The 25,155-nt window shown below is 54.3% G+C and carries 19 protein-coding genes, 10 tRNA genes and 3 rRNA genes; 31 read left to right on the top strand and 1 reads right to left on the bottom strand.

Going from position 1 to position 25,155, the window contains the following annotated elements; all coding sequences use genetic code 11:
* Window positions 1-62 precede the first annotated feature (62 nt).
* The 31 genes from dnaX to PSAB_RS00735 all read left to right on the top strand — a co-directional run bounded on the left by dnaX (window position 63) and on the right by PSAB_RS00735 (window position 23,403).
* On the top strand, window positions 63-1,814 hold the full coding sequence (gene dnaX, locus PSAB_RS00590; RefSeq protein ID WP_025332662.1) for a DNA polymerase III subunit gamma/tau: 1,752 nt from the start codon (window positions 63-65) through the stop codon (window positions 1,812-1,814).
* A gap of 54 nt (window positions 1,815-1,868) precedes the next feature.
* Window positions 1,869-2,180, top strand: coding sequence for a YbaB/EbfC family nucleoid-associated protein (locus PSAB_RS00595; RefSeq protein WP_025332663.1), 312 nt, complete (start codon window positions 1,869-1,871; stop codon window positions 2,178-2,180).
* Between the two features lie 40 nt (window positions 2,181-2,220).
* Entirely contained in the window at window positions 2,221-2,820 is a 600-nt protein-coding gene (gene recR / locus PSAB_RS00600; protein WP_025332664.1) for a recombination mediator RecR, read from the top strand.
* Window positions 2,821-3,027: 207 nt separating this feature from the next.
* A complete protein-coding gene (locus PSAB_RS00605) occupies window positions 3,028-3,279 on the top strand; it encodes a hypothetical protein (RefSeq protein ID WP_025332665.1) in 252 nt (83 codons plus the stop codon).
* A 29-nt stretch (window positions 3,280-3,308) separates the two neighbouring features.
* The gene (locus PSAB_RS00610; RefSeq protein WP_025332666.1) at window positions 3,309-3,575 is read left to right on the top strand and encodes a pro-sigmaK processing inhibitor BofA family protein; all 267 of its coding nucleotides are present in this window, start codon (window positions 3,309-3,311) and stop codon (window positions 3,573-3,575) included.
* A 266-nt stretch (window positions 3,576-3,841) separates the two neighbouring features.
* Window positions 3,842-5,396, top strand: a 16S ribosomal RNA gene (locus PSAB_RS00615).
* Window positions 5,397-5,505: 109 nt separating this feature from the next.
* A 5S ribosomal RNA gene (gene rrf, locus PSAB_RS00620) occupies window positions 5,506-5,622 on the top strand.
* Between the two features lie 40 nt (window positions 5,623-5,662).
* Window positions 5,663-5,739 (top strand) — tRNA-Ile (locus PSAB_RS00625).
* A 91-nt stretch (window positions 5,740-5,830) separates the two neighbouring features.
* A tRNA-Ala gene (locus PSAB_RS00630) sits at window positions 5,831-5,906 on the top strand.
* A 110-nt stretch (window positions 5,907-6,016) separates the two neighbouring features.
* Window positions 6,017-8,946, top strand: a 23S ribosomal RNA gene (locus PSAB_RS00635).
* Together the 16S, 23S and 5S rRNA genes with 10 tRNA genes alongside form the textbook arrangement of a ribosomal RNA operon.
* Before the next feature lie 108 nt (window positions 8,947-9,054).
* Window positions 9,055-9,146, top strand: a tRNA-Ser gene (locus tag PSAB_RS00640).
* Window positions 9,147-9,168: 22 nt separating this feature from the next.
* Window positions 9,169-9,245: transfer RNA gene (locus PSAB_RS00645), tRNA-Met, on the top strand.
* A 7-nt stretch (window positions 9,246-9,252) separates the two neighbouring features.
* Window positions 9,253-9,328: transfer RNA gene (locus PSAB_RS00650), tRNA-Val, on the top strand.
* Window positions 9,329-9,360: 32 nt separating this feature from the next.
* Window positions 9,361-9,436 (top strand) — tRNA-Thr (locus PSAB_RS00655).
* 13 nt (window positions 9,437-9,449) lie between these two features.
* Window positions 9,450-9,526, top strand: a tRNA-Asp gene (locus PSAB_RS00660).
* A gap of 17 nt (window positions 9,527-9,543) precedes the next feature.
* A tRNA-Phe gene (locus PSAB_RS00665) sits at window positions 9,544-9,616 on the top strand.
* Window positions 9,617-9,623: 7 nt separating this feature from the next.
* Window positions 9,624-9,709: transfer RNA gene (locus PSAB_RS00670), tRNA-Tyr, on the top strand.
* A gap of 6 nt (window positions 9,710-9,715) precedes the next feature.
* A tRNA-Lys gene (locus PSAB_RS00675) sits at window positions 9,716-9,788 on the top strand.
* Between the two features lie 170 nt (window positions 9,789-9,958).
* Window positions 9,959-11,056, top strand: coding sequence for a PucR family transcriptional regulator (locus PSAB_RS00680; RefSeq protein ID WP_025332667.1), 1,098 nt, complete (start codon window positions 9,959-9,961; stop codon window positions 11,054-11,056).
* Between the two features lie 102 nt (window positions 11,057-11,158).
* Complete coding sequence (locus PSAB_RS00685) at window positions 11,159-12,280, top strand: ABC transporter ATP-binding protein (RefSeq protein ID WP_025332668.1); 1,122 nt, start codon at window positions 11,159-11,161, stop codon at window positions 12,278-12,280.
* 243 nt (window positions 12,281-12,523) lie between these two features.
* Entirely contained in the window at window positions 12,524-13,462 is a 939-nt protein-coding gene (gene hprK, locus PSAB_RS00690) for an HPr(Ser) kinase/phosphatase (protein WP_025332669.1), read from the top strand.
* A gap of 12 nt (window positions 13,463-13,474) precedes the next feature.
* Window positions 13,475-14,512: a prolipoprotein diacylglyceryl transferase gene (lgt, locus tag PSAB_RS00695; RefSeq protein WP_025332670.1), complete on the top strand. Its 1,038-nt coding sequence runs from the start codon at window positions 13,475-13,477 to the stop codon at window positions 14,510-14,512.
* Between the two features lie 3 nt (window positions 14,513-14,515).
* Window positions 14,516-15,169 (top strand): pyrophosphatase PpaX, encoded by a 654-nt coding sequence (ppaX, locus tag PSAB_RS00700; protein ID WP_025332671.1) that lies wholly within the window; start codon window positions 14,516-14,518, stop codon window positions 15,167-15,169.
* Window positions 15,166-15,654, top strand: coding sequence for an acyltransferase (locus PSAB_RS00705; protein WP_025332672.1), 489 nt, complete (start codon window positions 15,166-15,168; stop codon window positions 15,652-15,654). The genes ppaX and PSAB_RS00705 overlap by 4 nt, the downstream gene beginning before the upstream one ends.
* A gap of 111 nt (window positions 15,655-15,765) precedes the next feature.
* Window positions 15,766-16,941: an acyltransferase gene (locus PSAB_RS00710; protein ID WP_025332673.1), complete on the top strand. Its 1,176-nt coding sequence runs from the start codon at window positions 15,766-15,768 to the stop codon at window positions 16,939-16,941.
* A gap of 70 nt (window positions 16,942-17,011) precedes the next feature.
* Window positions 17,012-17,140 carry a hypothetical protein gene (locus tag PSAB_RS26315; protein ID WP_264370887.1) on the top strand — a complete coding sequence of 43 codons (129 nt, stop codon included), beginning with the start codon at window positions 17,012-17,014 and terminating at the stop codon, window positions 17,138-17,140.
* A 393-nt stretch (window positions 17,141-17,533) separates the two neighbouring features.
* Window positions 17,534-18,697 carry a GntR family transcriptional regulator gene (locus PSAB_RS00715; protein WP_420835621.1) on the top strand — a complete coding sequence of 388 codons (1,164 nt, stop codon included), beginning with the start codon at window positions 17,534-17,536 and terminating at the stop codon, window positions 18,695-18,697.
* Window positions 18,694-19,512 carry an MBL fold metallo-hydrolase gene (locus tag PSAB_RS00720; protein ID WP_025332675.1) on the top strand — a complete coding sequence of 273 codons (819 nt, stop codon included), beginning with the start codon at window positions 18,694-18,696 and terminating at the stop codon, window positions 19,510-19,512. The genes PSAB_RS00715 and PSAB_RS00720 overlap by 4 nt, the downstream gene beginning before the upstream one ends.
* 29 nt (window positions 19,513-19,541) lie before the next feature.
* Window positions 19,542-20,666, top strand: coding sequence for an extracellular solute-binding protein (locus PSAB_RS00725; RefSeq protein ID WP_025332676.1), 1,125 nt, complete (start codon window positions 19,542-19,544; stop codon window positions 20,664-20,666).
* A 2-nt stretch (window positions 20,667-20,668) separates the two neighbouring features.
* Window positions 20,669-21,676 carry an ABC transporter ATP-binding protein gene (locus tag PSAB_RS00730; RefSeq protein ID WP_025332677.1) on the top strand — a complete coding sequence of 336 codons (1,008 nt, stop codon included), beginning with the start codon at window positions 20,669-20,671 and terminating at the stop codon, window positions 21,674-21,676.
* Window positions 21,677-21,693: 17 nt separating this feature from the next.
* A complete protein-coding gene (locus PSAB_RS00735; protein WP_025332678.1) occupies window positions 21,694-23,403 on the top strand; it encodes an ABC transporter permease in 1,710 nt (569 codons plus the stop codon).
* 134 nt (window positions 23,404-23,537) lie between these two features.
* On the opposite strand, the gene gntK is transcribed toward PSAB_RS00735, so the two are convergent.
* Window positions 23,538-25,082: a gluconokinase gene (gene gntK, locus PSAB_RS00740; RefSeq protein ID WP_025332679.1), complete on the bottom strand. Its 1,545-nt coding sequence runs from the start codon at window positions 25,080-25,082 to the stop codon at window positions 23,538-23,540.
* Between the last annotated feature and the right edge of the window lie 73 nt (window positions 25,083-25,155).

The following is a 25,155-nucleotide window of genomic DNA, read 5'->3' on the forward strand; positions in this document are numbered from 1 at the left end:
TAGTATAATTAATGAAGCGATTAACGCCCGGGAAGCGGCGGTTGAAAGAGGGTAATGCTCTAGTGGAACACATCGCGTTGTACCGTGCCTGGCGGCCTCAAGCGTTTCAGGACATGGTCGGACAACAGCACATTATCCAGACGCTTCAGAACGCGATTCGCGAGCAGCGGGTTTCCCATGCCTATCTGTTCAGCGGCCCCCGGGGCACCGGCAAGACAAGCGCCGCCAAGGTATTGGCCAAAGCGGTCAACTGCGAGCGGGGTCCGGGCCCGGAGCCGTGCAATGAATGTCCGTCCTGCTTGCGGATTGCTTCGGGCGCGGTGATGGATGTGCAGGAAATCGACGCTGCGTCCAATCGGGGCGTGGAGGAAATCCGCGACCTGCGGGATAAAGTGAAGTATGCACCCACCGAGGTGCGGCGCAAAGTGTATATTATTGACGAAGTGCATATGCTGACTACGGAGGCCTTCAACGCTCTTCTGAAGACGCTTGAGGAGCCGCCCGCGCATGTGATGTTTATTTTGGCGACAACAGAGCCTCATAAGCTGCCGGCGACGATTATTTCGCGCTGCCAGCGCTTTGATTTCCGCCGGGTTTCGCTCGAGGAACAGACGGCCCGCCTGAGAGTGATCTGTGAGAAGGAGGGCATTTCCGCCGAGGACGACGCGCTGCAGTACATTGCCCGCTTGTCCGACGGGGGGATGCGCGACGCGCTAAGCGTGCTGGATCAGATCTCCTCTTTTACTGATGGCCATGTGACCTATCAGCAGGTGCTGGGCATGACCGGCGGCATACCGGCGGAGCAATTCGCCCGGCTGGCCAAAGCCATCTTGGAGAGCGATATGGGTGGGCTGCTCGAGTTGGTCGAACAGCTGATGCATGAGGGGAAGAGCGCCGACAAATGCCTGGAGAACCTGCTTTATTACTTCCGCGATCTGCTTATGATCAAAATGGTGCCGGGCTCTGCCAGCTTGACAGACAGAGTGCTGAATCCGGCGGAATTTCAGGATATGGCACAGGCTTTCTCGCGTGATCGGCTGTTCGAAATCGTAGATACGCTGAATCGTTATTTGAGCGAGATGAAATACGCTACACATCCCCAGACGCTGTTTGAGGTGGCGCTGATGAAGCTGTGCAGTCCGAAGGAGAGCAATGATACTCCCGTGACGCAGGCACGCTTGAGCGGCGCATCACCTGCCGATCAAGGGGAACTGGATGTGCTCAAACGGCAGATTGCCGCCTTGGAGAAGAAGCTGGAACAGGCGCTTCAGTCCGGCGGGATTGCCGCCAATGGCCGGGAGAGCGGCGCGCCGAAGCCTGCAGCCGGGCGATCTTCTTCCGCCCCGCGCATTTCTTCCGTCTCCAAGCTTCCGCCGCAAATGGATAAATTCATAGCGGGTAAGGACAGCGGGGATTTTGGGGCGGTGTATAAGCAGTGGGGTCAGGTGCTTCAGTCCGTTAAGGAAGAGAAGGTGACGGTCCACGCCTGGTTTGTCGACGGCGAACCCGTATCGGTGACCGATGACGCGGTGCTGGTTGCCTTCAAGAATACGATTCACCGGGAAACGACCGAGAAGCCGGCCAATAAGCAGGTTATCGAACGCGTTCTGGAGACCCGGCTCGGCAAGCCCTACCGGCTGGTGACGGTCATGCTCCGCGATTGGAGCGAAGCCTCCGTTAATTCGCCGAAGCCTCCGGATCAGGAGGAGCTGCGTCTGGAGCATGAGCACGAGGCCGGAGAGGCTCCCAAGGAACCCTGGATTGACGAGGCCATTCAGCTGTTTGGTGAGGACCTCGTTGTCATAAAAGATTAATCCGCAAGTATACCCTATGCGCCTCTCGCGCAGTTATTAAGGAGACGATCACGAATGAACAATATGAATCAAATGATGAAGCAAGTCAAAAAAATGCAGGAACAGATGCTGAAAGCCCAGGAAGAGCTTGGCAGCAAGACGGTGGAAGGTTCTTCCGGCGGCGGGGTTGTAACCGTACAGGTTAACGGACACAAGAAGGTGCTGTCCATTGAGATCAAGCCGGAAGCGGTAGATCCGGAAGATGTGGAAATGCTGCAGGACTTGGTTCTTACGGCCGTAAACGACGCTCTGGCCAAGGCGGAAGAGCTGGCTAGTTCGGACATGGGCAAATTCACCGGTGGCATGAAGATCCCGGGTCTGTTCTAACAACGTGAAGGCTTAAGTTAATCATAAAGGAGATATCCTATTGTATTACCCCGAACCGCTTGCCAAGCTGATCGATGCTTTTACGCGTTTGCCGGGAATCGGCCCCAAGACGGCCGCCCGGCTTGCCTTTCATGTGCTGAACATGAAGGAAGACGAGGTGATTGATTTTGCCAAAGCGCTCGTCAGCGTGAAACGCAATCTCCACTATTGCTCGGTCTGCTGCAACATTACCGATACCGACCCGTGCCGGATCTGTCAGGATAAGACGCGCGACGCTTCGGTAATTTGCGTGGTGCAGGATTCCAAAGATCTTGTCGCCATGGAGCGGACCAAAGAATTTAATGGGTTCTATCATGTGCTTCAGGGCGCCATTTCGCCAATGGAGGGCGTCGGACCCGATGACATCCGGTTAAAGGAACTGCTGACAAGGCTCAGCGATGAGAGAGTGCAGGAGCTTATTTTGGCGACCAATCCCAACATTGAGGGGGAGGCGACAGCGATGTACATCTCCCGGCTCGTCCGTCCCTTTGAAGTGAAAGTAACAAGGATTGCCCACGGTCTGCCGGTTGGCGGCGATCTCGAATACGCGGATGAGGTGACCTTGTCCAAAGCGCTGGAAGGCCGGCGCGAGCTGTTTTAATCCTATAGAGTCCTATTACGGAAGAAGCCTGCCTAAAGGCTTCTTTTTTGTTTTCCGAGACTTCCCCGATCCCGAGACCTCCCCGCAAAAACAATACCCTTGGCAGCTACTTCATAGTTCTAAGTTTGGCCTTGTCCCGATATGAATGAGAATATGCGGAGATGAAGGGCGTCTTCCCATAAAGTTCATCATAAAGGAGGAATCGGGATGGGTTGGTTGAACGGGTTGCGTAGGCAGAATGGCAAGGAGCAGGAAGAGGCTCAAGAGGAGCATTGGGATGTTTTTACCGAGGTAAGGAAGGCTCATATGGAGTGGGAAAGAGCTCACCTGATGTTTGACGAAGCCGTAGGCCAAGACCAGATCGATTATGCCATTTTTATTTTGGAGGCGGCCGAACGGAAGTACCAAATTCACCTGAAGCATGCCAAAAGAATCGGGTTAAACCGCGATCGGCTGTAATGCCGCTTTGAAGATAAGGGGGAGCAGGAATGAAAATTGTAGCGTCAGGCATACTAATTCTCTCTGCCGTACTGTTGGTGGCTGTTGTATTTAAGAAAAGATTGGGCTGGGGGTGGCTGGGCCTTTTCGGCTCCCACCTGATCCTGGCGGCAATTGGACTCTATATCGTCGATTTCACGCATTTGGCTGGAGGAGTGTACATTCCGTTGAACCCGGCAACGATAGGAACGGTGTCCGTTCTGGGTCTGCCTGGAGTGGCCATGCTCGTAGGTTTAAAAATTACCTTATTTGGGTAGTTGACGCGCATTTGCGTTATGTGATACATTAATACTCGGCTCTTCGGGCCAGATATAAAGCAGCAGGTTATCGAAAAGTGCTTTGAAAAAGAAAAAATAAAAAGTGCTTGACGATAACAACTAGACTGTGATATATTATAAAGGTCGCTGCAAGAGACACGGCGACGAACTGAAAGAGACTTTGATCTTTGAAAACTGAACAACGAGTGAGTATTAAATGAGAAGAAATTCTCGTCAGTTTGTTTGATTGAGCTATCGGCTCTACCTTTTTGGAGAGTTTGATCCTGGCTCAGGACGAACGCTGGCGGCGTGCCTAATACATGCAAGTCGAGCGGAGTTATGATGGAGCTTGCTCCTGATTAACTTAGCGGCGGACGGGTGAGTAACACGTAGGCAACCTGCCCCTTGGACTGGGATAACTACCGGAAACGGTAGCTAATACCGGATAAGACCTTCTGGTGCATACCGGAAGGCGGAAAGGCGGAGCAATCTGTCACCAGGGGATGGGCCTGCGGCGCATTAGCTAGTTGGTGGGGTAACGGCTCACCAAGGCGACGATGCGTAGCCGACCTGAGAGGGTGAACGGCCACACTGGGACTGAGACACGGCCCAGACTCCTACGGGAGGCAGCAGTAGGGAATCTTCCGCAATGGGCGAAAGCCTGACGGAGCAACGCCGCGTGAGTGATGAAGGTTTTCGGATCGTAAAGCTCTGTTGCCAGGGAAGAACGTTTTCTAGAGTAACTGCTAGAGAAGTGACGGTACCTGAGAAGAAAGCCCCGGCTAACTACGTGCCAGCAGCCGCGGTAATACGTAGGGGGCAAGCGTTGTCCGGAATTATTGGGCGTAAAGCGCGCGCAGGCGGCTGTTTAAGTCTGGTGTTTAAACCATGGGCTCAACCTGTGGTCGCACTGGAAACTGGGCAGCTTGAGTGCAGAAGAGGAAAGTGGAATTCCACGTGTAGCGGTGAAATGCGTAGAGATGTGGAGGAACACCAGTGGCGAAGGCGACTTTCTGGGCTGTAACTGACGCTGAGGCGCGAAAGCGTGGGGAGCAAACAGGATTAGATACCCTGGTAGTCCACGCCGTAAACGATGAGTGCTAGGTGTTAGGGGTTTCGATACCCTTGGTGCCGAAGTTAACACAGTAAGCACTCCGCCTGGGGAGTACGGTCGCAAGACTGAAACTCAAAGGAATTGACGGGGACCCGCACAAGCAGTGGAGTATGTGGTTTAATTCGAAGCAACGCGAAGAACCTTACCAGGTCTTGACATCCCTCTGACCGGACTAGAGATAGTCCTTTCCTTCGGGACAGAGGAGACAGGTGGTGCATGGTTGTCGTCAGCTCGTGTCGTGAGATGTTGGGTTAAGTCCCGCAACGAGCGCAACCCTTGACTTTAGTTGCCAGCAGGTGAAGCTGGGCACTCTAGAGTGACTGCCGGTGACAAACCGGAGGAAGGTGGGGATGACGTCAAATCATCATGCCCCTTATGACCTGGGCTACACACGTACTACAATGGCCGGTACAACGGGAAGCGAAACCGCGAGGTGGAGCCAATCTTATAAAGCCGGTCTCAGTTCGGATTGCAGGCTGCAACTCGCCTGCATGAAGTCGGAATTGCTAGTAATCGCGGATCAGCATGCCGCGGTGAATACGTTCCCGGGTCTTGTACACACCGCCCGTCACACCACGAGAGTTTACAACACCCGAAGTCGGTGGGGTAACCCGCAAGGGAGCCAGCCGCCGAAGGTGGGGTAGATGATTGGGGTGAAGTCGTAACAAGGTAGCCGTATCGGAAGGTGCGGCTGGATCACCTCCTTTCTATGGAGAATCGTTTCCCGCAGCGGAAACATTCAAATCTTAAATCTAGCCATTCTGGCTAGTTGCTCACTCGTTGCTCAGTTTTGAGAGAGTCAACCTCTTTCAAGCGTTTGGTGGCGATGGCGGAGGGGTTCCACGCGTACCCATCCCGAACACGACCGTTAAGCCCTCCAGCGCCGATGGTACTTGGACCGAAGGGTCCTGGGAGAGTAGGACGCCGCCAAGCGCAGCCTTATGGTTTTCCATAAGAGTATATGCAAGATTAAGGGCCTTTAGCTCAGCTGGTTAGAGCGCACCCCTGATAAGGGTGAGGTCGGTGGTTCGAGTCCACTAAGGCCCACCACTTAAACTTCATAAAGTAAGTCTCCGGGGTCCCCGAAAAGTAATCGGAATAAACCTCGAAGCCATAACTTCACTTTTTGGGGTGAATTTATGGGGCCATAGCTCAGCTGGGAGAGCGCCTGCCTTGCAAGCAGGAGGTCAGGAGTTCGATCCTCCTTGGCTCCACCATAACAAGCAACAATCTTGATCCTTGAAAACTGGATACCGAAACGAAAATTGCGTTTTAGAACATCTTTTAGCTGAGCTTGTGTCAACAAGTGAAGTAAGAGTGCTTAATTGGTTAAGCTATTAAGAGCACACGGAGGATGCCTAGGCGCCAGGAGCCGACGAAGGACGTGGCGAACAACGAAAAAGCCTCGGGGAGCTGTAAGCAAGCTTTGATCCGGGGGTGTCCGAATGGGGAAACCCGGCTGTGGTAATGCACAGTCACTTCCATCTGAATTCATAGGATGGTTAGAGGCAGACCAGGGGAACTGAAACATCTAAGTACCCTGAGGAAGAGAAAACAAGAGTGATTCCGTCAGTAGCGGCGAGCGAACGCGGAACAGCCTAAACCAGGGAGCTTGCTCCCTGGGGTTGTGGGACGTCTCACATGGAGTTACAAAGGAATAGGGTAAACGAAGAGGTCTGGAAAGGCCCGCCACAGAAGGTAAAAGCCCTGTACTTGAAATTCTGTTCCCTCCGAGACGGATCCCGAGTAGTGCGGGGCACGTGAAACCCCGTATGAATCCGGCAGGACCATCTGCCAAGGCTAAATACTCCCTGGCGACCGATAGTGAAACAGTACCGTGAGGGAAAGGTGAAAAGCACCCCGGAAGGGGAGTGAAACAGTACCTGAAACCGTGTGCTTACAAGAAGTCAGAGCCCATTTTAGGGGTGATGGCGTGCCTTTTGTAGAATGAACCGGCGAGTTACGTTTAACGTGCAAGGTTAAGGCGAGGAGCCGGAGCCGCAGCGAAAGCGAGTCTGAATAGGGCGACTTAGTACGTGGACGTAGACCCGAAACCGTGTGATCTACCCCTGTCCAGGGTGAAGGTGCGGTAACACGCACTGGAGGCCCGAACCCACGAACGTTGAAAAGTTCGGGGATGAGGTGGGGGTAGCGGAGAAATTCCAATCGAACTCGGAGATAGCTGGTTCTCCCCGAAATAGCTTTAGGGCTAGCCTCGGATATGGAGTCGTGGAGGTAGAGCACTGATTGGGTGCGGGGCCCGCAAGGGTTACCAAGCTCAGTCAAACTCCGAATGCCATCGACTTATCGTCCGGGAGTCAGACAGTGAGTGCTAAGATCCATTGTCAAAAGGGAAACAGCCCAGACCATCAGCTAAGGTCCCCAAGTGTGTGTTAAGTGGGAAAGGATGTGGAGTTGCACAGACAACCAGGATGTTGGCTTAGAAGCAGCCACCATTTAAAGAGTGCGTAATAGCTCACTGGTCGAGTGACTCTGCGCCGAAAATGTAACGGGGCTAAACACACCACCGAAGCTATGGCTTGATGCTTTGCATCAGGGGTAGGGGAGCGTTGTATGTGGGTTGAAGGTTGATCGTGAGGACAGCTGGACTGCATACAAGTGAGAATGCCGGTATGAGTAACGAAAAGATCAGTGAGAATCTGATCCGCCGAAAGCCCAAGGTTTCCTGAGGAAGGCTCGTCCGCTCAGGGTAAGTCGGGACCTAAGGCGAGGCCGACAGGCGTAGTCGAAGGACAACAGGTTGATATTCCTGTACCACCGTAATCCGTTATGAGCGATGGGGGGACGCAGGAGGGTAGTGACGCGGACTGATGGATGTCCGTCCAAGCAGTGAGGCTGGTGTGTAGGTAAATCCGCACACTTTTAAGGCCAGGCTGTGATGGGGAGCGAAAATTATAGTAGCGAAGGTCATGATCTCACACTGCCAAGAAAAGCCTCTAGCCAGGAGAAGGTGCCCGTACCGCAAACCGACACAGGTAGGCGAGAAGAGAATTCTAAGGCGCGCGGAAGAACTCTCGTTAAGGAACTCGGCAAAATGACCCCGTAACTTCGGGAGAAGGGGTGCCTCGGTAGGGTGAATAGCCCGAGGGGGCCGCAGTGAAAAGGCCCAAGCGACTGTTTAGCAAAAACACAGGTCTGTGCGAAGCCGCAAGGCGAAGTATACGGGCTGACGCCTGCCCGGTGCTGGAAGGTTAAGGGGAGCGGTTAGGGGTTAAACCCGAAGCTGTGAACCGAAGCCCCAGTAAACGGCGGCCGTAACTATAACGGTCCTAAGGTAGCGAAATTCCTTGTCAGGTAAATTCTGACCCGCACGAATGGCGTAACGACTTGGGCGCTGTCTCAACGAGAGATCCGGTGAAATTTTAATACCTGTGAAGATGCAGGTTACCCGCGACAAGACGGAAAGACCCCATGGAGCTTTACTGCAGCTTGATATTGAACTTGGGTACGATCTGTACAGGATAGGTGGGAGCCTTGGAAGCCGGAGCGCCAGCTTCGGTGGAGGCGACGTTGGGATACCACCCTGATCGTATCTAGGTTCTAACCTGGTACCCTAAACGGGTACGGGGACCGTGTCAGGCGGGCAGTTTGACTGGGGCGGTCGCCTCCTAAAGAGTAACGGAGGCGTCCCAAGGTTCCCTCAGAATGGTTGGAAATCATTCGAAGAGTGCAAAGGCAGAAGGGAGCTTGACTGCGAGACCTACAAGTCGAGCAGGGACGAAAGTCGGGCTTAGTGATCCGGTGGTACCGCATGGAAGGGCCATCGCTCAACGGATAAAAGCTACCCTGGGGATAACAGGCTTATCTCCCCCAAGAGTCCACATCGACGGGGAGGTTTGGCACCTCGATGTCGGCTCATCGCATCCTGGGGCTGAAGTAGGTCCCAAGGGTTGGGCTGTTCGCCCATTAAAGCGGTACGCGAGCTGGGTTCAGAACGTCGTGAGACAGTTCGGTCCCTATCTGTCGTGGGCGTAGGAAATTTGAGAGGAGCTGTCCTTAGTACGAGAGGACCGGGATGGACGTACCGCTGGTGCACCAGTTGTTCCGCCAGGAGCATGGCTGGGTAGCTACGTACGGACGGGATAAGCGCTGAAAGCATCTAAGCGTGAAGCCCCCCTCAAGATGAGATTTCCCAATATGTAAGACCCCTTGAAGACGACGAGGTAGATAGGTTGGAGGTGGAAGTGCAGCAATGCATGGAGCTGACCAATACTAATCGGTCGAGGGCTTATCCAAATTAACGCAATATTTCGTTTCGATCCAGTTTTCAGGTGATTAAGGCCTGAATGAATTTGGAAGACCCATCTTTAACGGTTCGGTAATAAGAAGCGTGAAGATTTGTTTGGAGAGATACCCAAGTGGCTATAAGGGGACCCTCTGCTAAGGGGTTAGACTGCGTAAGCGGTGCGAGGGTTCGAATCCCTCTCTCTCCGCCACTTCAAATTCATCTTATAGTATGGCGGCGTAGCTCAGCTGGCTAGAGCGTACGGTTCATACCCGTGAGGTCGGGGGTTCGATCCCCTCCGCCGCTACCATACATACGGAGGCTTAGCTCAGCTGGGAGAGCATCTGCCTTACAAGCAGAGGGTCGGGGGTTCGATCCCCTCAGCCTCCACCATTTGATAATTTCATAATGACATATGACATCATGCCGGTGTAGCTCAATTGGTAGAGCAACTGACTTGTAATCAGTAGGTTGGGGGTTCAAGTCCTCTCGCCGGCACCATTGTCACAAACGCGGAACCGTGGTGTAGAGGCCTAACATGCCTGCCTGTCACGCAGGAGATCGCGGGTTCGAATCCCGTCGGTTCCGCCATTTTTATGTAAATTTATGGCTCGGTAGCTCAGTCGGTAGAGCAGAGGACTGAAAATCCTCGTGTCGGCGGTTCGATTCCGTCCCGAGCCACTTTCATGGAGGCTTAGCGAAGTGGCCAAACGCAGCAGACTGTAAATCTGTTCTCTTACGAGTTCGGTGGTTCGAATCCATCAGCCTCCACCATGATTTGAGCCATTAGCTCAGTTGGTAGAGCACCTGACTTTTAATCAGGGTGTCGAAGGTTCGAGTCCTTCATGGCTCATCCTGTTCAAGAAGTCATCACCATTAGGTGATGGCTTTTTTTGTTTTTTTACATTATTTTAGATAGCTATGAGACCCTTGGTAAATCCGCTGCATTTTAGCTGACTACAAGAACAGACAAAAGCGTGATAAAATAGGCAAAAAGAGCAAAAGTGGTGGAGTATGTTGACAATGGATACTGAGACGTTGCGGCAAAAAATGGAGCACCTCACCGGTAAAAAATCAGGAATCAAGCAATTCGGGAGACAGCAATCGGCTTCCCTTTTTCGCGTTGAACCGAAGGCGGTACAGCAGTCCGTATTATTTGAAGGAAGCGTTTGGATACCCCTTTATGAGAGCGAAGGCCGGATTACCGCTTTGTCGATCGAGACGGAGGGCCTTTCCGAGATGGAGCAGCAGCTCGCACAGTTTGCCGCCGAGAATTATGCTGCCGCGCTCAGAGCCTCGGGCTTTAAGGAAGAAGGGGAAGCGGAGGCGCGGCAGCTTGGCGCATGGTTGAATACGCAGCTTGAGCGAAATCTGGACGATGGCGAAATTTCGGACGAAATCGCTTTAAAGAGCCGCTTGTTCACCGATATGGTTCCTTTTCTGCTTGTTGGAGAAAATACACACAGCTCCGATATCGCCTACCGCTCTCTTTTAAAATTAATCCGGAGTTATTTCGACAATACAACGCTGCTCATCCCTTTGCAGACAAAAGAGTGGCTGATTCTGGCACGCAAGGATCTGCTTACAGGCACGGAAGAGAAGGACGAGCAGGAGGAGAGCGACGATGAGGAGCTTCTGGCACAGGCCTGCATGGGCCTTCATGAACTGATCGCGTCCGAGTGGGTCGGTGTGTTTCATGTGAGCGTTTCCTCTTCAATTATTCCTCTCAAAGGTCTGGCGGGGGTAGTTACGCTGCTGAGGGAAACGATCAGTCTGGGACGTATCTTTGAAGTGGGAGAATATATTCACTTGCCGTGGGCGCTCCAATTGGAAAGGCTGGTCAACAGCATACCCGACGGGCGTCGTCGTCAGCTGCTTGCACAGTTTGGCGATTATACGACGGTGCTGTCTGATAAGGAGATGCTGGTGACACTGGAAACCTTTTTTCAAATGGATTGCAATGTCAGCGAAACGGCGAAGAAATTGTACATTCACCGCAATACCCTGCTCTACCGTCTGGACAAGATCAAGCAGGAGACAGGCGCGGACGTGCGGAGCTTTGGCGACGCGGCCATTGTGAAGCTTACCATGCTATTGTATAAAGTAACGAAAAGGAAATAGGATTTTTGTGAACGTTACAAATAGCCAGCCCTAGTGGACTGGGGTAAGATAAGTACAGGAAATGTTTCCGAACTCTAACCCTTATCCGAGGAGGAAATTCAAATGGCAGGCGTTCGTTTAGAGCATGTATTCAAAAAATATCCGGGTTCCGATAAAGCAACCGTAATTGACGTTAATCTTGATATTAAAGATAAGGAGTTCCTCGTACTGGTCGGCCCTTCCGGCTGCGGTAAATCTACGACTTTGCGGATGATCGCAGGGCTGGAAGAAATCTCCGAAGGCAAGCTGTTTATCGGCGACCGCGTTGTCAACGACGTAGCTCCTAAAGACCGCGATATCGCGATGGTGTTCCAATCCTACGCTTTGTATCCTCATATGAGCGTGTACCAAAACATGGCGTTTGGTCTGAAGCTCCGGAAGGTGAAGAAGGACGAAATCGACAGAAAAGTGCGCGAAGCCGCCAAAATTCTTGATATCGAGCATCTGCTGGAACGTAAACCGAAGGCGCTTTCCGGCGGTCAGCGTCAACGTGTAGCTCTGGGCCGTGCGATCGTCCGCGATCCTCAAGTGTTCCTGATGGACGAACCGCTTTCCAACCTCGATGCCAAGCTGCGCGGACAAATGCGCGCCGAGATCACGAAGCTGGTTAAACGTCTTGAAACCACTTGCATTTACGTAACACATGACCAAACCGAAGCGATGACGATGGGCGACCGCATTGTTGTTATGCAGGACGGCATCATCCAGCAAGCCGCTTCTCCGGAAGAGTTGTACAATAATCCGAAGAACCTGTTCGTAGCCGGATTTATCGGCTCTCCGACAATGAACTTTATTTCGGGCACTTTGTCCGAAGTTAGCGGAGCGGTGCGTTTCACCGCTGATAACCTGGACGTTGAAGTTCCGGGCGGCAAAGCTCAACTGCTTCGCAGCAAAGGTTATATCGGCAAGGAAGTCGTCATGGGCGTACGCCCGGAAGACATCCACGAAGAGCCGGTCTTCCTTGAAGCTTCTCCAAATACAATCTTCTCCGCACTGGTAGACGTAACCGAGAACCTGGGTCATGAAATGCTGCTGTACCTGAGCGGTATCGGCAAAGATTCCGTTATCGCCCGCGTGGACGGACGTTCGACCACCCGCGAAGGCAGCAAGGCGAAGCTTGCAATCGACATGAACAAAGTGCATTTGTTTGATAAACAATCGGAACTGAACATTTTGCTGGGATAAGCGTCAGGTTCAGATTTCTTTGGAAGCCGCCCTTCGGGGCGGCTTTTTTAATATTAATGAAGAGATTCGGCAGCCCCTGTCCGCGCACCCCTTCTGCCCGGTATAATGATTGCATTCACACCCGTTATCCTTTAAGATAGCAGGAGAATTACCTGCCGGGAGGAAGGATTATACAGCCGCTGCCGGTCAAGGGAAGCAGGACAAGCGGGATCAAACCGCAGGCGACGAAAGGAAGAAATAGATATGGCCAAGAAGGTAAAAGTATCGGAATTGGTACAGCATTTTCAACTGGAAGTCATTTCCGGACAAGAAGGCCTGAAAAGGCTGATTACGGTCGACGACCTGAACCGCCCCGGCCTCGAAATGGCCGGATATTTCGAATATTATCCTGAAGACCGGGTTCAACTGATGGGCAAGACGGAGCTTGCCTTCTTCTCCATGCTCCCTGCCGAGGAACGGATCAGCCGGATTCGCGGCATTTGCCACGACGAGACGCCGTGTATCGTGATTACACGCGGGCTGGATGTGCCGCAGGAGCTGATTGATGTCAGCAATGAGAAAGGGCTGCCCGTATTGCGCAGCTCGATGGCGACAACGATTTTTTCCAGCCGCTTGACGAGCTTTCTGGAAGGCCGGCTGGCTCCGACCGCGACCATTCACGGCGTGCTCTGCGACGTATATGGCGTCGGTATGCTGATTACTGGCAGCAGCGGCATCGGCAAGAGCGAGACGGCGCTGGAGCTGGTGAAGCGCGGACATCGGCTGATTGCCGACGACGCCGTTGAGATCCGGCAGACATCGGACAACCAGCTGCACGGGACCGCGCCGGAGCTGATTCGGCATCTGCTCGAAATCCGCGGGGTCGGCATTATCAACGTCATGACGCTGTTCGGCGCTGGAGCGATCCGCAACCACAAGCGGATTACGCTTGTCGTCAAGCTGGAAGCCTGGCAGCAGGATAAGCAGTATGATCGTCTGGGACTGGATGAGGAGACGACGCGCATCATCGACACCGATGTGCCGCTGGTGACCATTCCGGTGCGTCCGGGACGGAACCTTGCCGTTATTATCGAAGTGGCGGCGATGAATTACCGGCTGAAGCAGATGGGCTTCAATGCCGCGCTGCAATTCACCCACAAGCTTACCGCAACCATATCAGAAGATATGGACGATCTGGACTAGGAGGGCGAGGGAATGTTTCCACTGGCGCTTGATCCGATTGCTTTTTCAATCGGCGCTTTAAAGGTGCATTGGTATGGCCTGATTCTGGGACTTGGCGCGTTGACGGGCCTGTTCCTTGTGATCCGGGAGGGAAGAAGATTCGGCATACCGCAGGAATTTTTTATGGATTTGCTGCTTCTCGGCGTCCCTTCGGCGATTATCGGTGCGCGTATTTATTATGTAGCTTTCACTTGGGATGAATATAAGAACAACTTTGTGGATGTATTTAAAATATGGAACGGTGGAATCGCCATCTACGGGGCGCTCATCGGTGCTATTATTTGCGCTATTATTTACTTCCGTTATAAAGGTTATCCTTTTTGGCGGATCGCTGATATTTGCGCCCCCGGGCTGCTGGCTGGACAAATGATTGGCCGATGGGGGAATTTTGTGAACCAGGAAGCCTATGGCGGTCCGGTTCATGAGACTTTTTTGCGGAACAGTCTGCATTTGCCTGATTTTATTGTGAACCAAATGTACATAGAGAAGGATTTGGCGTACCATCATCCGACCTTTTTGTATGAATCGCTGTGGAGCCTGGTCGGCATTGTCCTGCTCATGGTGCTGCGCAGACAGCGGGTTATACGCGCGGGAGAATTGTTTCTGTCGTATTTCATCTGGTATTCGATCGGACGGTTCTTTATTGAAGGGCTGCGGACCGACAGCCTCGCTTTTAAAGGCAGCGATGCTCTCGCCTCGTTTATTAATGGCCTGTGGAGCCCGATGAAGGGATTGGGCTTTGAAGCGGGATATCTTAATCCGAACTACGGAAATATCCGGACTTCGCAGCTGCTGGCCCTGCTTATCGTTATCGCGGCGATCCTGCTTATTATCATCCGCCGGATGACAGGCGCGGCCAAGGCCCATTATTCGGACCCGATTGTGTCCACCAAACAGCAAGCCGCCGACCCGGTACTGACGGAACAGGAGGGGAAACCGGAGCATAACGCTCCCGCTCCTCCGTCTGCCCATAACCATCCGCCTTTGGAAGAGGAAAAAAAGGAGCATTAATCTATGATTGAAGGTATTTTATTTGATTTGGACGGAACGATCGTCAATACGAATGAGCTGATTATCAGCTCTTTTATGTACGCACTGGAGCAGCATTCGCAGCCTGCGCTTACCCGGGAACAGATGATTCCCCATATGGGAACCAGCCTTCTGGATCAATTAAGAGCGTTCACCAGTCTTCAGGATGTCACCGCTCTGGAGGCTTCCTACCGCCTTTTTCAAAACGAGCATCACGACGAGCTGATCCGGTCTTTTCCAAATGTGAACGAAACGCTGGAAGGATTGCGCAGCCGGGGCATCAAGCTTGGGGTCGTTACGACCAAAATCCGTCCAACAACGATTCGGGCGCTGGAGATGTTCGATTTGCTGCAGTACATGGATACGATTGTCACCCTCAACGATGTGACGAATCTGAAGCCTCATCCGGAGCCGGTGCTGACCGGGGTTAACAATCTGGGCCTAAGTCCGGAGAAAACACTGATGGTAGGCGACAGCGTTGTCGATATCCAATCGGCTAAAGCTGCCGGCGTACGGGCTGCAGGAGTGGCATGGTCGCTGAAGGGCGAGGATACGCTCCGTAAATATGAACCCGATTATATTCTTCAGGATATGGCCGACCTGTACGAAATTGTAGGTGAGGGAACGGCCGGACGGTGAGCAGAAAGATAACCCGCTATCCGGTCGAAGGACCTAATTCGCTTTGGCATATCTACCGGACGGTTAGTCCGTTAAAGGGCGTAAAAAACTTTATTTTTATCCAGATTGCGCGCTATTGCCCGATTCTTCCGCTCAAGAACTGGATCTATCGCCGGGTCCTCGGCATGAAGGTGGGGAAGCATACGGCTTTTGGGCTGATGGCGATGGTGGATGTGTTCTTTCCGGAGCTGATCACGGTCGGAGATAATTCGATCATTGGATACAATACGACCATTTTGGCGCATGAGTATCTGATCTGGGAGTATCGTCTGGGCGAGGTGGTCATCGGCGAAAATGTGATGATCGGCGCCAACACGACGATTCTTCCCGGTGTAACGATCGGGGACGGAGCGATTGTGGCCGCAGGCTCGGTTGTGCACAAGGATGTGCCGGCGGGAGCGTTTGTCGGCGGAAATCCGCTGCGCGAGTTGAAGAAAAGCCAATAAATGGGCGGTTTCCAGGGGGCCGGGAGCGGCCCCTTTTGATTACATAAGGACATTTCAGGGATGAGGAAGACTGGCGGCCTGGTAAAGGCGGAAGAACTACAGGAGGAGAACATGGGACAAAAAGAACGTATTCCGCAGTTGGATATTTTTCGGGCGATCTCCATCTTTGCCGTGGTGGCGATTCACGCGACTTCGCGGACGCTTGCGGAAACGCTGAATACGCCGCTGTTTCACCCTTTTTTATTCATCAATAAGTTCAGTCAGTTTGCCGTACCTTCCTTTGTGTTTCTCAGCGGATTTGTGTTGTTCTACAACTATATTGATAGGCCGCTGACCGGCAGGACGCTGGGCAAATTCTACAGCCGAAGGCTGATTTATATTCTCGTGCCTTATGCCATATTCACATTGCTTTATTTTGTGCTCAGGCTCTATGCCGGCAACCAGTGGAGCTTGCCCCCGCAGGAGATGGCAGCCAAGATAGCCAAATACGCGCTGACCGGAACGGCTTATACGCACTTATATTACGTGATTATCATTATCCAGTTCTATGTGCTGTTTCCGCTGCTGCTGTGGGCATTGCAAAAAAGCCGCCGTCTGGCCGCTTGGGCGCCGCTCATCGGTCTTGCGCTGCAGTGGGGGTTCGTGGTCCTCAACAAGTATATGGTTAACCACGGCTATTGGCATGTGTCAAAAGGAAGCCTCGCGATTACGTACTTTTCTTATTTTTTGCTGGGTGCGGCCATCGCGGTGTTCTATTCCTCTCTAAAGCCGTGGCTGATCCCCTGGGAAGATAGGAAACGGAGGGGGCCTTGGCTGCTGTGGGCCGTGCTGTGGGTGGCCTGGCTTGCTGCCGGAATTGCCCATGTCGAGCTGTGGAACCGCAATTATACGCAAAAAACAGTCATTAACAGCTTTTGGTTCGAAGGGGCTGCAAATGCGCACGCGCTGCTGTCCTGTCTGCTGCTGTTTCAGCTTTCCTTCCTGTTGTTCGGTGCGGGCCGGCGGCTGGGGTCCAGACTGCTGATTTCAGCCGGAGTGTGTTCGTTCGGCATTTATCTGGTTCATCCGGCCATGCTCTTTTTCTACCGGAAGATTGAATTTCACGGCGGGTACCTTGCCTATGTACTGGCTATTGCCGGCGGCTGGCTGGCCTCGCTGGTTCTGTCCTGGATCATTGTGGCGCTTGCTTTCCGGTTCATCCGGCCCGCGTGGATTCTGTTCGGCTCGGCCCCGGGGCGCCCGGCGAGACAGATGCAGAAGGTGCGGCAGGAGCATAACGGAGTATAGCCGAGCATAGCGGGAGCAGAGCGAGAGCGGATTAAAAAAGGATAAACAAGTTAAAAGGGGGTTCCCGGTCATGTTTGATGACGGGAACCCCCTTTTTAGAACAGTCGTACTCGGTATGGGGCGTGGCTTAAAACAGGCGGCAGGTTTGTTTTTGAGGAGCCGCTTTTTTGGATTGAAAATGAGTCAGGTACTTGAATAAATTGGATATTCCGCTCCTCCCGGCCCGGGCGCTTCGCATCGCAGCTTGATCCAAGTGCTCCCTATGAACGGGCAGCACTTTTTGCTTTGGGGTTTTTCGGCTCTCGCCTGCGTCATGCTTGCGGTCAAGCGCTGATTTTATGTAGCGACGTTTTTCATCCCCAATTCATATATCACTGATATAGAAAACGCATAGCCATCCAAGATTTCAAGATTTATGATGTGGCGAAATCACTACAAAATCCGCAGTTTTTTTCACATTTACACAAAATTAACGCATGATTTACATAAAAGCAACATACATGTCAGTGACATATAGTAAGTTCGAAATAGATTCGGCCAATCGGCAAACACGGGTCGGCCGATCTGATACCAACAGAAGGAATGTCCGGACATGAACTCTGAAATGCGCTCCGCAGGGGCAAGAACGCAACTTTATTTGCAAGTGGCAGACAAGGCGTGGGAGATTATCTGCAGCCGCAAATTGCAGCCGCATGATCCCGTTCCTTCGGAGGGGGAGCTTGCGAAGCTGTACGGCGTGAGCCGGATGACCGGCAAGCTGGCGCTGGAGCATCTGGCGGAGCAAGGCTTGATCTATCGTCTGCCGAGAAGGGGGTCATTTCTCGCCGGAAAGCGGGAGGAAACGGTCGATGCGGACGCAGCCTCGGCGGAGCAGGCGGTCGCTGCGGCCGCGCGGACAGCGGGCAAGCAGATCGCGCTCATCCTGCCCCACCTGTCCGAGTACACATCAAGGATTATCGCCGCTGTGGAAAGCGAGGTCCGCAAGCATGACTTCGACCTCATTCTGCAAATCAGCAAGGACAAGGACGACGAGGATCGCGGCTTGCAGAAACTCGCGGCCAGCGGCGTGGGCGGCGTCATTCTGTTCCCCCAGGGGCGCAAGACATGCAGCGACCAGGTGCTCCGGCTAAAGCTGGAACAGCTGCCGCTGGTGATTATCGACCGCATTTTCCGCGAGGTTCAGATCGACTGCGTGTATCACGACCACTACCGGGGCTCTTATGAGATGGCGCAATATTTGATCGGAAAAGGACACCGGGAAATCGGCTACACCTCGAATATGAGCGAGAATATTACCAGCCGGGAGGAACGGTATCAGGGGTATATTCAGGCGCTGCTGGATCACGGCATTCCGGTCAGGAACGAATATATCCATTTTCGCAGCGTTCCTTGCGATCCTGGCCGTATCAATGAGAGTGATCCTGAGCAGGAACAGTTCATCGCCCGCAGTCCGCAGATGACCGCGGTGATGTGCGGGGACGATCATGTGGCGGCAACCACCTTGTTCACGGCGCTGCATATGGGCATTCCGGTTCCGGACAAGCTGTCGATCGTCGGCTTCTCCGACATTCAGCTGTCGGCCCTGACGCCGGTTCCTTTGACGACGGTGCGCCAAGATACGGAGCGGCTGGCCCGCTCGGCGGTGGACCTGCTGATGAAGCGCGTCAACCGTTCCAAGGAGAAACAGCTTACCATCAAAATTCAGACGGCCATTACCGAGAGGAAGTCCGTGCTTGACAGAGGAGTTCTTTTATGAAAATTCACTTTCTCGGAACCGCGGCGGCCGAGGGGTTCCCGAATGCCTTTTGCCGCTGCGAATTCTGCATTAAGGCGCGGGAGCTTGGCGGAAGAAATATCCGCACACGCTCTTCGGCCATCATCGACGATACGATCAAATTCGATTACTCGCCCGATTCCTACATGCAGGCCTTGCGGGACGGGCTGGACTTCGGCGCGATTGAGCATCTGCTCGTCACGCATACGCATTCCGATCATTTAAACGCATACGATCTGGAATGCCGGAGAGCGGGAATCGCCCACGGGCTGGAGCATCCGCTGCACATTTACGGGAACGACTGCGTCATGCACCAGGTCCGCACGGCCATCGGACGCTTCGAGGGAGAGCGGTTCGCCTTTCACCGGCTGCATCCGTTTCGGACGTTCACGATGGGGGAAGCCCGCGTAACGCCGCTGCTCGCGGATCACGACCGCATGGAGACCTGCCTGCTGTACGTTGTGGAGAAGGGCGGCAAGAAGCTGCTGTACGGCCATGATTCAGGCTGGTATCCGGAGCCGACCTGGGAGTGGCTGCGGGAGCAGGAGCTGGACGGCGCCATTCTCGACTGCACGCACGGCTATACCGGCAACTCCCGCGACTGCAATCATATGGGAGTCGAGACAGTGCTGGAGACGCAGCGCGAGTTCCGCCTGCACCGCATTATCAAGCCGGAAGGGACGATCGTCGTCACACATTTCAGTCATAATTCCAGGCTGCTGTACGACGATTTCGACGCCATCTTTCGTCCCGTCGGGATCATTACCGCCTATGACGGGTTGATTATAAACCTCTAATTTCGATAAACCAAGGAGTGGGAAATGACATGAAAAAGGTATTGAAGATGGCGTGCATCGCCATCCTCTGTCTGGCGGCAACGGCTTGCGGCAATGGAAGCAACGGGGGCAACGGAGGCAACGGAGCAGCGGGAGGCACAACGCGGCCGTCCGATGCGGCCGCCGCTTCAGCCGCGCCGGAGAACACGGCTTCAGCCAACGACAAGCTGATCGTATACACCAATGCCAATTCCGACGGCCGGGGCGAGTGGCTGATCGCAGAGGCAGGCAAAGCGGGCTTTGACATCGAGCTGGTCGGAGCGGGCGGCGCGGACCTGACGAACCGGCTGATTGCGGAGAAGAACAACCCGACGGCCGACGTCGTGTACGGATTAAACAACATGCTCTACGAGAATCTGAAGAAGGAGAACATCCTGGCCCGTTATGTGCCGAAGTGGGCGGGTGAAGTGGAGGAGGGGCTGAGCGATCCGGAAGGCTACTATCACGCTCTGGTGAAGCAAGCAATTCTGCTCGGCTATAACCCGGAGGCGTTCACGCCGGAGACAGCGCCGAAGGATTGGACGGAACTGTATCAGAACGACGCGTACAAGGGCAAGTATGAAGCGCCGACCTTGCTCGGACAGATGACACCACGGCTCGTCGTGGCGGGCATCCTGACCCGCTATACGGACCCCAGCGGAGATCTCGGCATCTCCGAGGAAGGCTGGAATGCGGTGCGGCAATTGTACGACAACGGCGTGCCGGCGGTCGAGGGGGAAGATTTCTACGCCAATCTGGCGAGCGGGAAGACGCCGCTGGGTGCTGTAGTCTCCGGTACGCTCGCCAAGAAGGAAGATCAGTATAAAGTCAAAGCGGGCATCGTCAGCCCGGAGATCGGCGTGCCGGTGATCGTCGAGCAAGCGGCCATCGTGAACGGAACGAAGAAGCAGGCGACCGCCGAGCGGTTCGTGGATTGGCTCGGCTCCGCCGAGGTGCAAGGCGCATTTGCCGCGCAGTTCAAAGCGATGCCGGCGAACAAGCAAGCCGCCGAGCAAGCCGATCCGGCCATCAAGGCGCTGTATTCCACGCTGAAGACGCAGCCGCTTGACTGGGCGTTCCTGGCCGATCATATCGACCAATGGGTTGAGAAGATCGAATTGCAGATCATGAAATAGAGATGATTACCTTTCGCGATCTTCAAATTCATTTCGATTCGTTTCATGCTGTCAAGGATTTGAATCTGCGTATTGAAGAAGGCGAGTTCTTCACCTTTCTCGGCCCGTCCGGCTGCGGCAAAACGACGATTCTCCGCAGCCTGGCCGGCTTCATCGCCCCTTCGGGCGGGAGCATTCTGCTCAAGGACCGGGACATTACCCGTGTCCCGATTGAGCAGAGGGGGATCGGCATGGTATTTCAGAGCTATGCGCTGTTTCCGACCATGAACGTGTACGAGAACATCGCCTTCGGCATGCGCGTCAACAAGGCGGGGAAGGCCGAGATCGACCGGGAGGTGCGGGATATCGTCCGCAAGGTCGATTTACGGGAGGCGCAGTTGTTCAAGAAAGTGTCCGAGCTGTCCGGTGGTCAGCAGCAGCGGGTCGCGATCGCCAGGGCGCTCGTCCTCAAGCCGTCCATTCTGGCGCTGGATGAACCGCTGTCGAACCTGGACGCCAAGCTGCGCGTGCAATTGCGCCGTGAACTGAAGCAATTGCAGCAGCAGTTCGGCATTACGACGATCTATGTGACACATGATCAGGAGGAAGCGCTGACGCTGTCCAACCGGATCGCCGTGTTTAACGGCGGTAATCTGGAGCAGGTTGGCACGCCGCAGGAGATATACAATCATTCCCGGACGGAGTTCGTCTGCAATTTCATCGGTGACATCAACCGCATCGAACCGGAGATGATCGCGAGCAGCCGCTTGCGGGAGAAGATAGATCCGGGCAGAGTCGCCTATATCCGTAACGAGAAGGTGAGTATGCATCCTCTGCCAGGGACGGATGTCGTACAGCTGAGAGGGACCGTGATCGAGCGGGAGTTCTACGGGCTGTACAGCAAATATGTCCTGCGGATGGCTGCGGGAGGCTTGCTGAAGACGATTGAGCAGGAGAGCGGACTAGCACCGCGCCGGGTCGGTGAAGAGGCTTGGGTGTACATGAGAACAGGCGATATCATGCAGTTTTAAAGAACGGAGGCAGTGGGTTGTACGCGCAAACATGGAAAGACAGATTCAGGACCGTTCACCCGGCCGTGCTCGTCCTGTACGGTCTGATCGCTTGGTTCATCGTGGCCTTTCTGATTTATCCGAATCTGAATATTTATTACCGGATCTTTTTTAAGGACGGCGTTTTTTCGCTGGAGGCGGTTGAGAAGCTGCTGTCGTCCGGACGGGCGATGAAGAGCTTGTACAACAGCTTTCTGCTAGCGGTATCGTTGGTGGTTACCGTTAACGCTGTCGGCATCACGCTGGTGCTGTTCACCGAGTATTTTGCCATTAAAGGGGCGAAGCTGCTGCGGCTCGGCTATTATACGACGCTGATCTACAGCGGGGTAGTACTTGTGTCGGGCTACAAATTCGTATACGGGGAGAACGGCTTCATCACCAGGCTGCTGGCGGGCTGGTTTCCGCAAATGGACACGAGCTGGTTCCACGGCTACGGGGCGGTGCTCTTCGTCATGACCTTCGCCTGCACATCGAATCATGTGCTATTTCTTGGTAACGCGATGCGGAAGATCGATTATCAGACCATCGAAGCGGCTCGAAATATGGGGGCGTCCACCTTTTATATTTTTCGCCGGGTCGTTCTTCCGGTATTGAAGCCGACTCTCTTCGCGTTGACCATCCTGATCTTCCTCACCGGCCTGGCCGCGACTTCCGCTCCCCTCATTCTGGGCGGCGTGGAATTCCAGACAATTACGCCGATGATCCTGACCTTCTCCAAAAGCATGACTTCGAGAGATCTGGCCGCGCTGCTGGCGCTTATCCTCGGCCTGGCGACCCTGATTTTGCTCACGGTTATGATCCGGCTCGAACGCGGGGGCAACTTCATGTCGGTCTCCAAAGTCAAGTCGGAGCTGGTCAAACAGAGAATCGCAAGCCGACTTGGCAACGCTGTGGCCCATACGCTGGCGTACGGTCTGTTCCTGATCTACATGATTCCGGTCGCGCTGATCGTCGTATTCTCGTTCACCGACGCACACAGCATCGCCACCGCCACGCTCCGCCCGGGTAGCTTTACCCTGGACAACTACGCGCTGGTGTTCTCCAGTATGGCGGCGTTCAAGCCCTATCTGGTGAGCATCGCCTACGCCGTAGCCGCATCGATTGCCGTCGTGGCGCTGGCGCTGGCCGCTTCGCGCATTTTGCACAAGTACAAGAACAAGTGGGCGACCGCACTGGAGTACGCGCTGCTCATTCCGTGGATGCTGCCGGCGACGCTGATCGCCATCGGGCTGATTGTCACGTTCAACGAGCCGCGGGCGATCCTCGGCAATCTGGTACTGACGGGAACGGTCTGGATGCTGCTCATCGGCTACGTCATCGTCCACATTCCGTTCACGCTGCGGATGGTAAAAGCGTCCTTTTTCAGTCTGGACCCCAATCTGGAGGATGCCGCGAGAAGCCTGGGCGCGCGTGCATTCTATACGTTCCGGAAGGTGCTGCTGCCGATCATCCTGCCGTCCACCATGGCTGTGCTGGCGCTGAACTTCAACAATACGCTGGCCGATTACGATCTGACCGTGTTTCTCTATCATCCGCTCTACCAGCCACTCGGGATTGTCATCAAGAACAGCACGGACGCGCAGGCGCTGGCCGATACCCGGGCGCTGACGCTCGTCTATTCCGTCATCCTGATGGTGATGTCCGCAATTACCTTGTACTTCGTGTACGGAAAAAGCAGAAGGGGGTAACGGGAAAGCCAGCAGCCCCACCTTTGTTCGGCGATGGTCAGTCCTCAAATTTGGCGAATGCTGTCATGTATCACTTGTAAAAATCCCTGCACTTTAGTGCAGGGTGTTTTAGTAGGAATTATGAAAGCTAAGAACTATTCTCCGGCCTGTTCGCGCTGGAATTTGGCAATGGCTTCATATTGGCTTTCCAGGCTGCGGAACAGCGAGATATAGATAGGCAGCAGTTGCTTGTAAATCGTTGAGTTGGCCTTCACCGGCATATGGCGGTGCGTCGTGCCGATCATGCCAAATACGGCGTTCAGGGAGTCGATTCGCCCGGTCGCGTAGAGACCGAGCACGACGGCCCCTAGGCAGGAGCTCTCGAAGCTCTCCGGCACAACGACCTCCTGGTCGAAAATGTCGGCCATCATCTGCCGCCACAGGGCAGAGCGGGCAAAGCCGCCGGTTGCCATAATCCGCTGCGGGCGTCCCATTTGCTCCTCCACTGCCAGCATGACGGTGTACAGGTTGAAGATGACCCCTTCCAGCACGGAGCGGATCATATGCTCCTTGTGGTGGTTCATAGTGAGTCCGAAGAAAGAGCCTCTAGCGTCGGAGTTCCACAGCGGAGCGCGTTCACCGGTCAGATAAGGATGAAACAGCAGGCCTTCGCTTCCCGCCGGCACATGCTCGGCAATCCGGGTCAGCACGTCATAAGGATCGATGCCCAGCCGCTTGGCCGTCTCCACCTCGGATGCGGCGAATTCGTCCCTGACCCAGCGGAAGAGCATTCCGCCGTTATTGACGGGGCCGCCGATGACCCAGTGCTTCTCGGTCAGGGCGTAGCAGAAGATCCGCCCCTTGGGATCGACAACCGGCCGGTCGGCCACGGTGCGGATCGCTCCGCTCGTGCCGATGGTGGCGGCGACGACACCCGGCTCGATAGCGCCTACGCCGAGATTGGAGAGAACGCCGTCACTTGCGCCGACGATAAAGGGAGTGTCTGGCAGCAGCCCAAGCTCTTTGGCCGCCTCGGGCCGAAGTCCGCGTGCAGCGTAGGTTGTCGGCACAAGGCGGGACAATCGGCTTTCATCAATGCCCGCGATACGGAGCGCTTCCGTATCCCATTCCAGCTGCTCCAGATTCAGCATGCCGGTGGAGGAGGCGATGGAATGGTCGGCAATGTAATCCCCGAACAGCTTCGCAAAGACATATTCCTTGATGGAAATGAATTTGAAAGCTTCTTCGAAGATTGCAGGCTCTTCCTCGCGCAGCCACATCAGCTTCGTAATCGGCGACATCGGGTGAATCGGCGTGCCGGTGCGCAGGTAGATCTCGTGCCCGCCGAGCTCATGCTTCAGGCGGTGCGTCTGGCCGGCGCTGCGGTTGTCGGCCCACGTAATGCACTTCGTTAAAGGATTGCCGTCCTTGTCAACGGCAATGACGCTGTGCATGGCGGAGCTGAACGAGACGAACAGGACATCCTTGGCTTCGATCTTGCTTTTGGCCATTACCTCCGAAATCGTATAGACGACGGCCCGGAAGATTTGCTCCGGGTCCTGCTCGGCGATGGACGGGGAGGGGGTTAGAAGCGGATAGCCTTGATCCGCCTTGGTTACAATGCTTCCATTCTCCGTAAACAGCACGGACTTCGTGCTCGTAGTTCCGATATCAACGCCAATCATATACTGGGTATTCATCACTCAAACCTTCTTTCCGATAATGCTATGAAGGGGCCGGACTGATGTCTCAGCCGCCCCAGGAGCATATCAT

Source organism: Paenibacillus sabinae T27, assembly GCF_000612505.1.
GTDB lineage: Bacteria > Bacillota > Bacilli > Paenibacillales > Paenibacillaceae > Paenibacillus_AQ > Paenibacillus_AQ sabinae.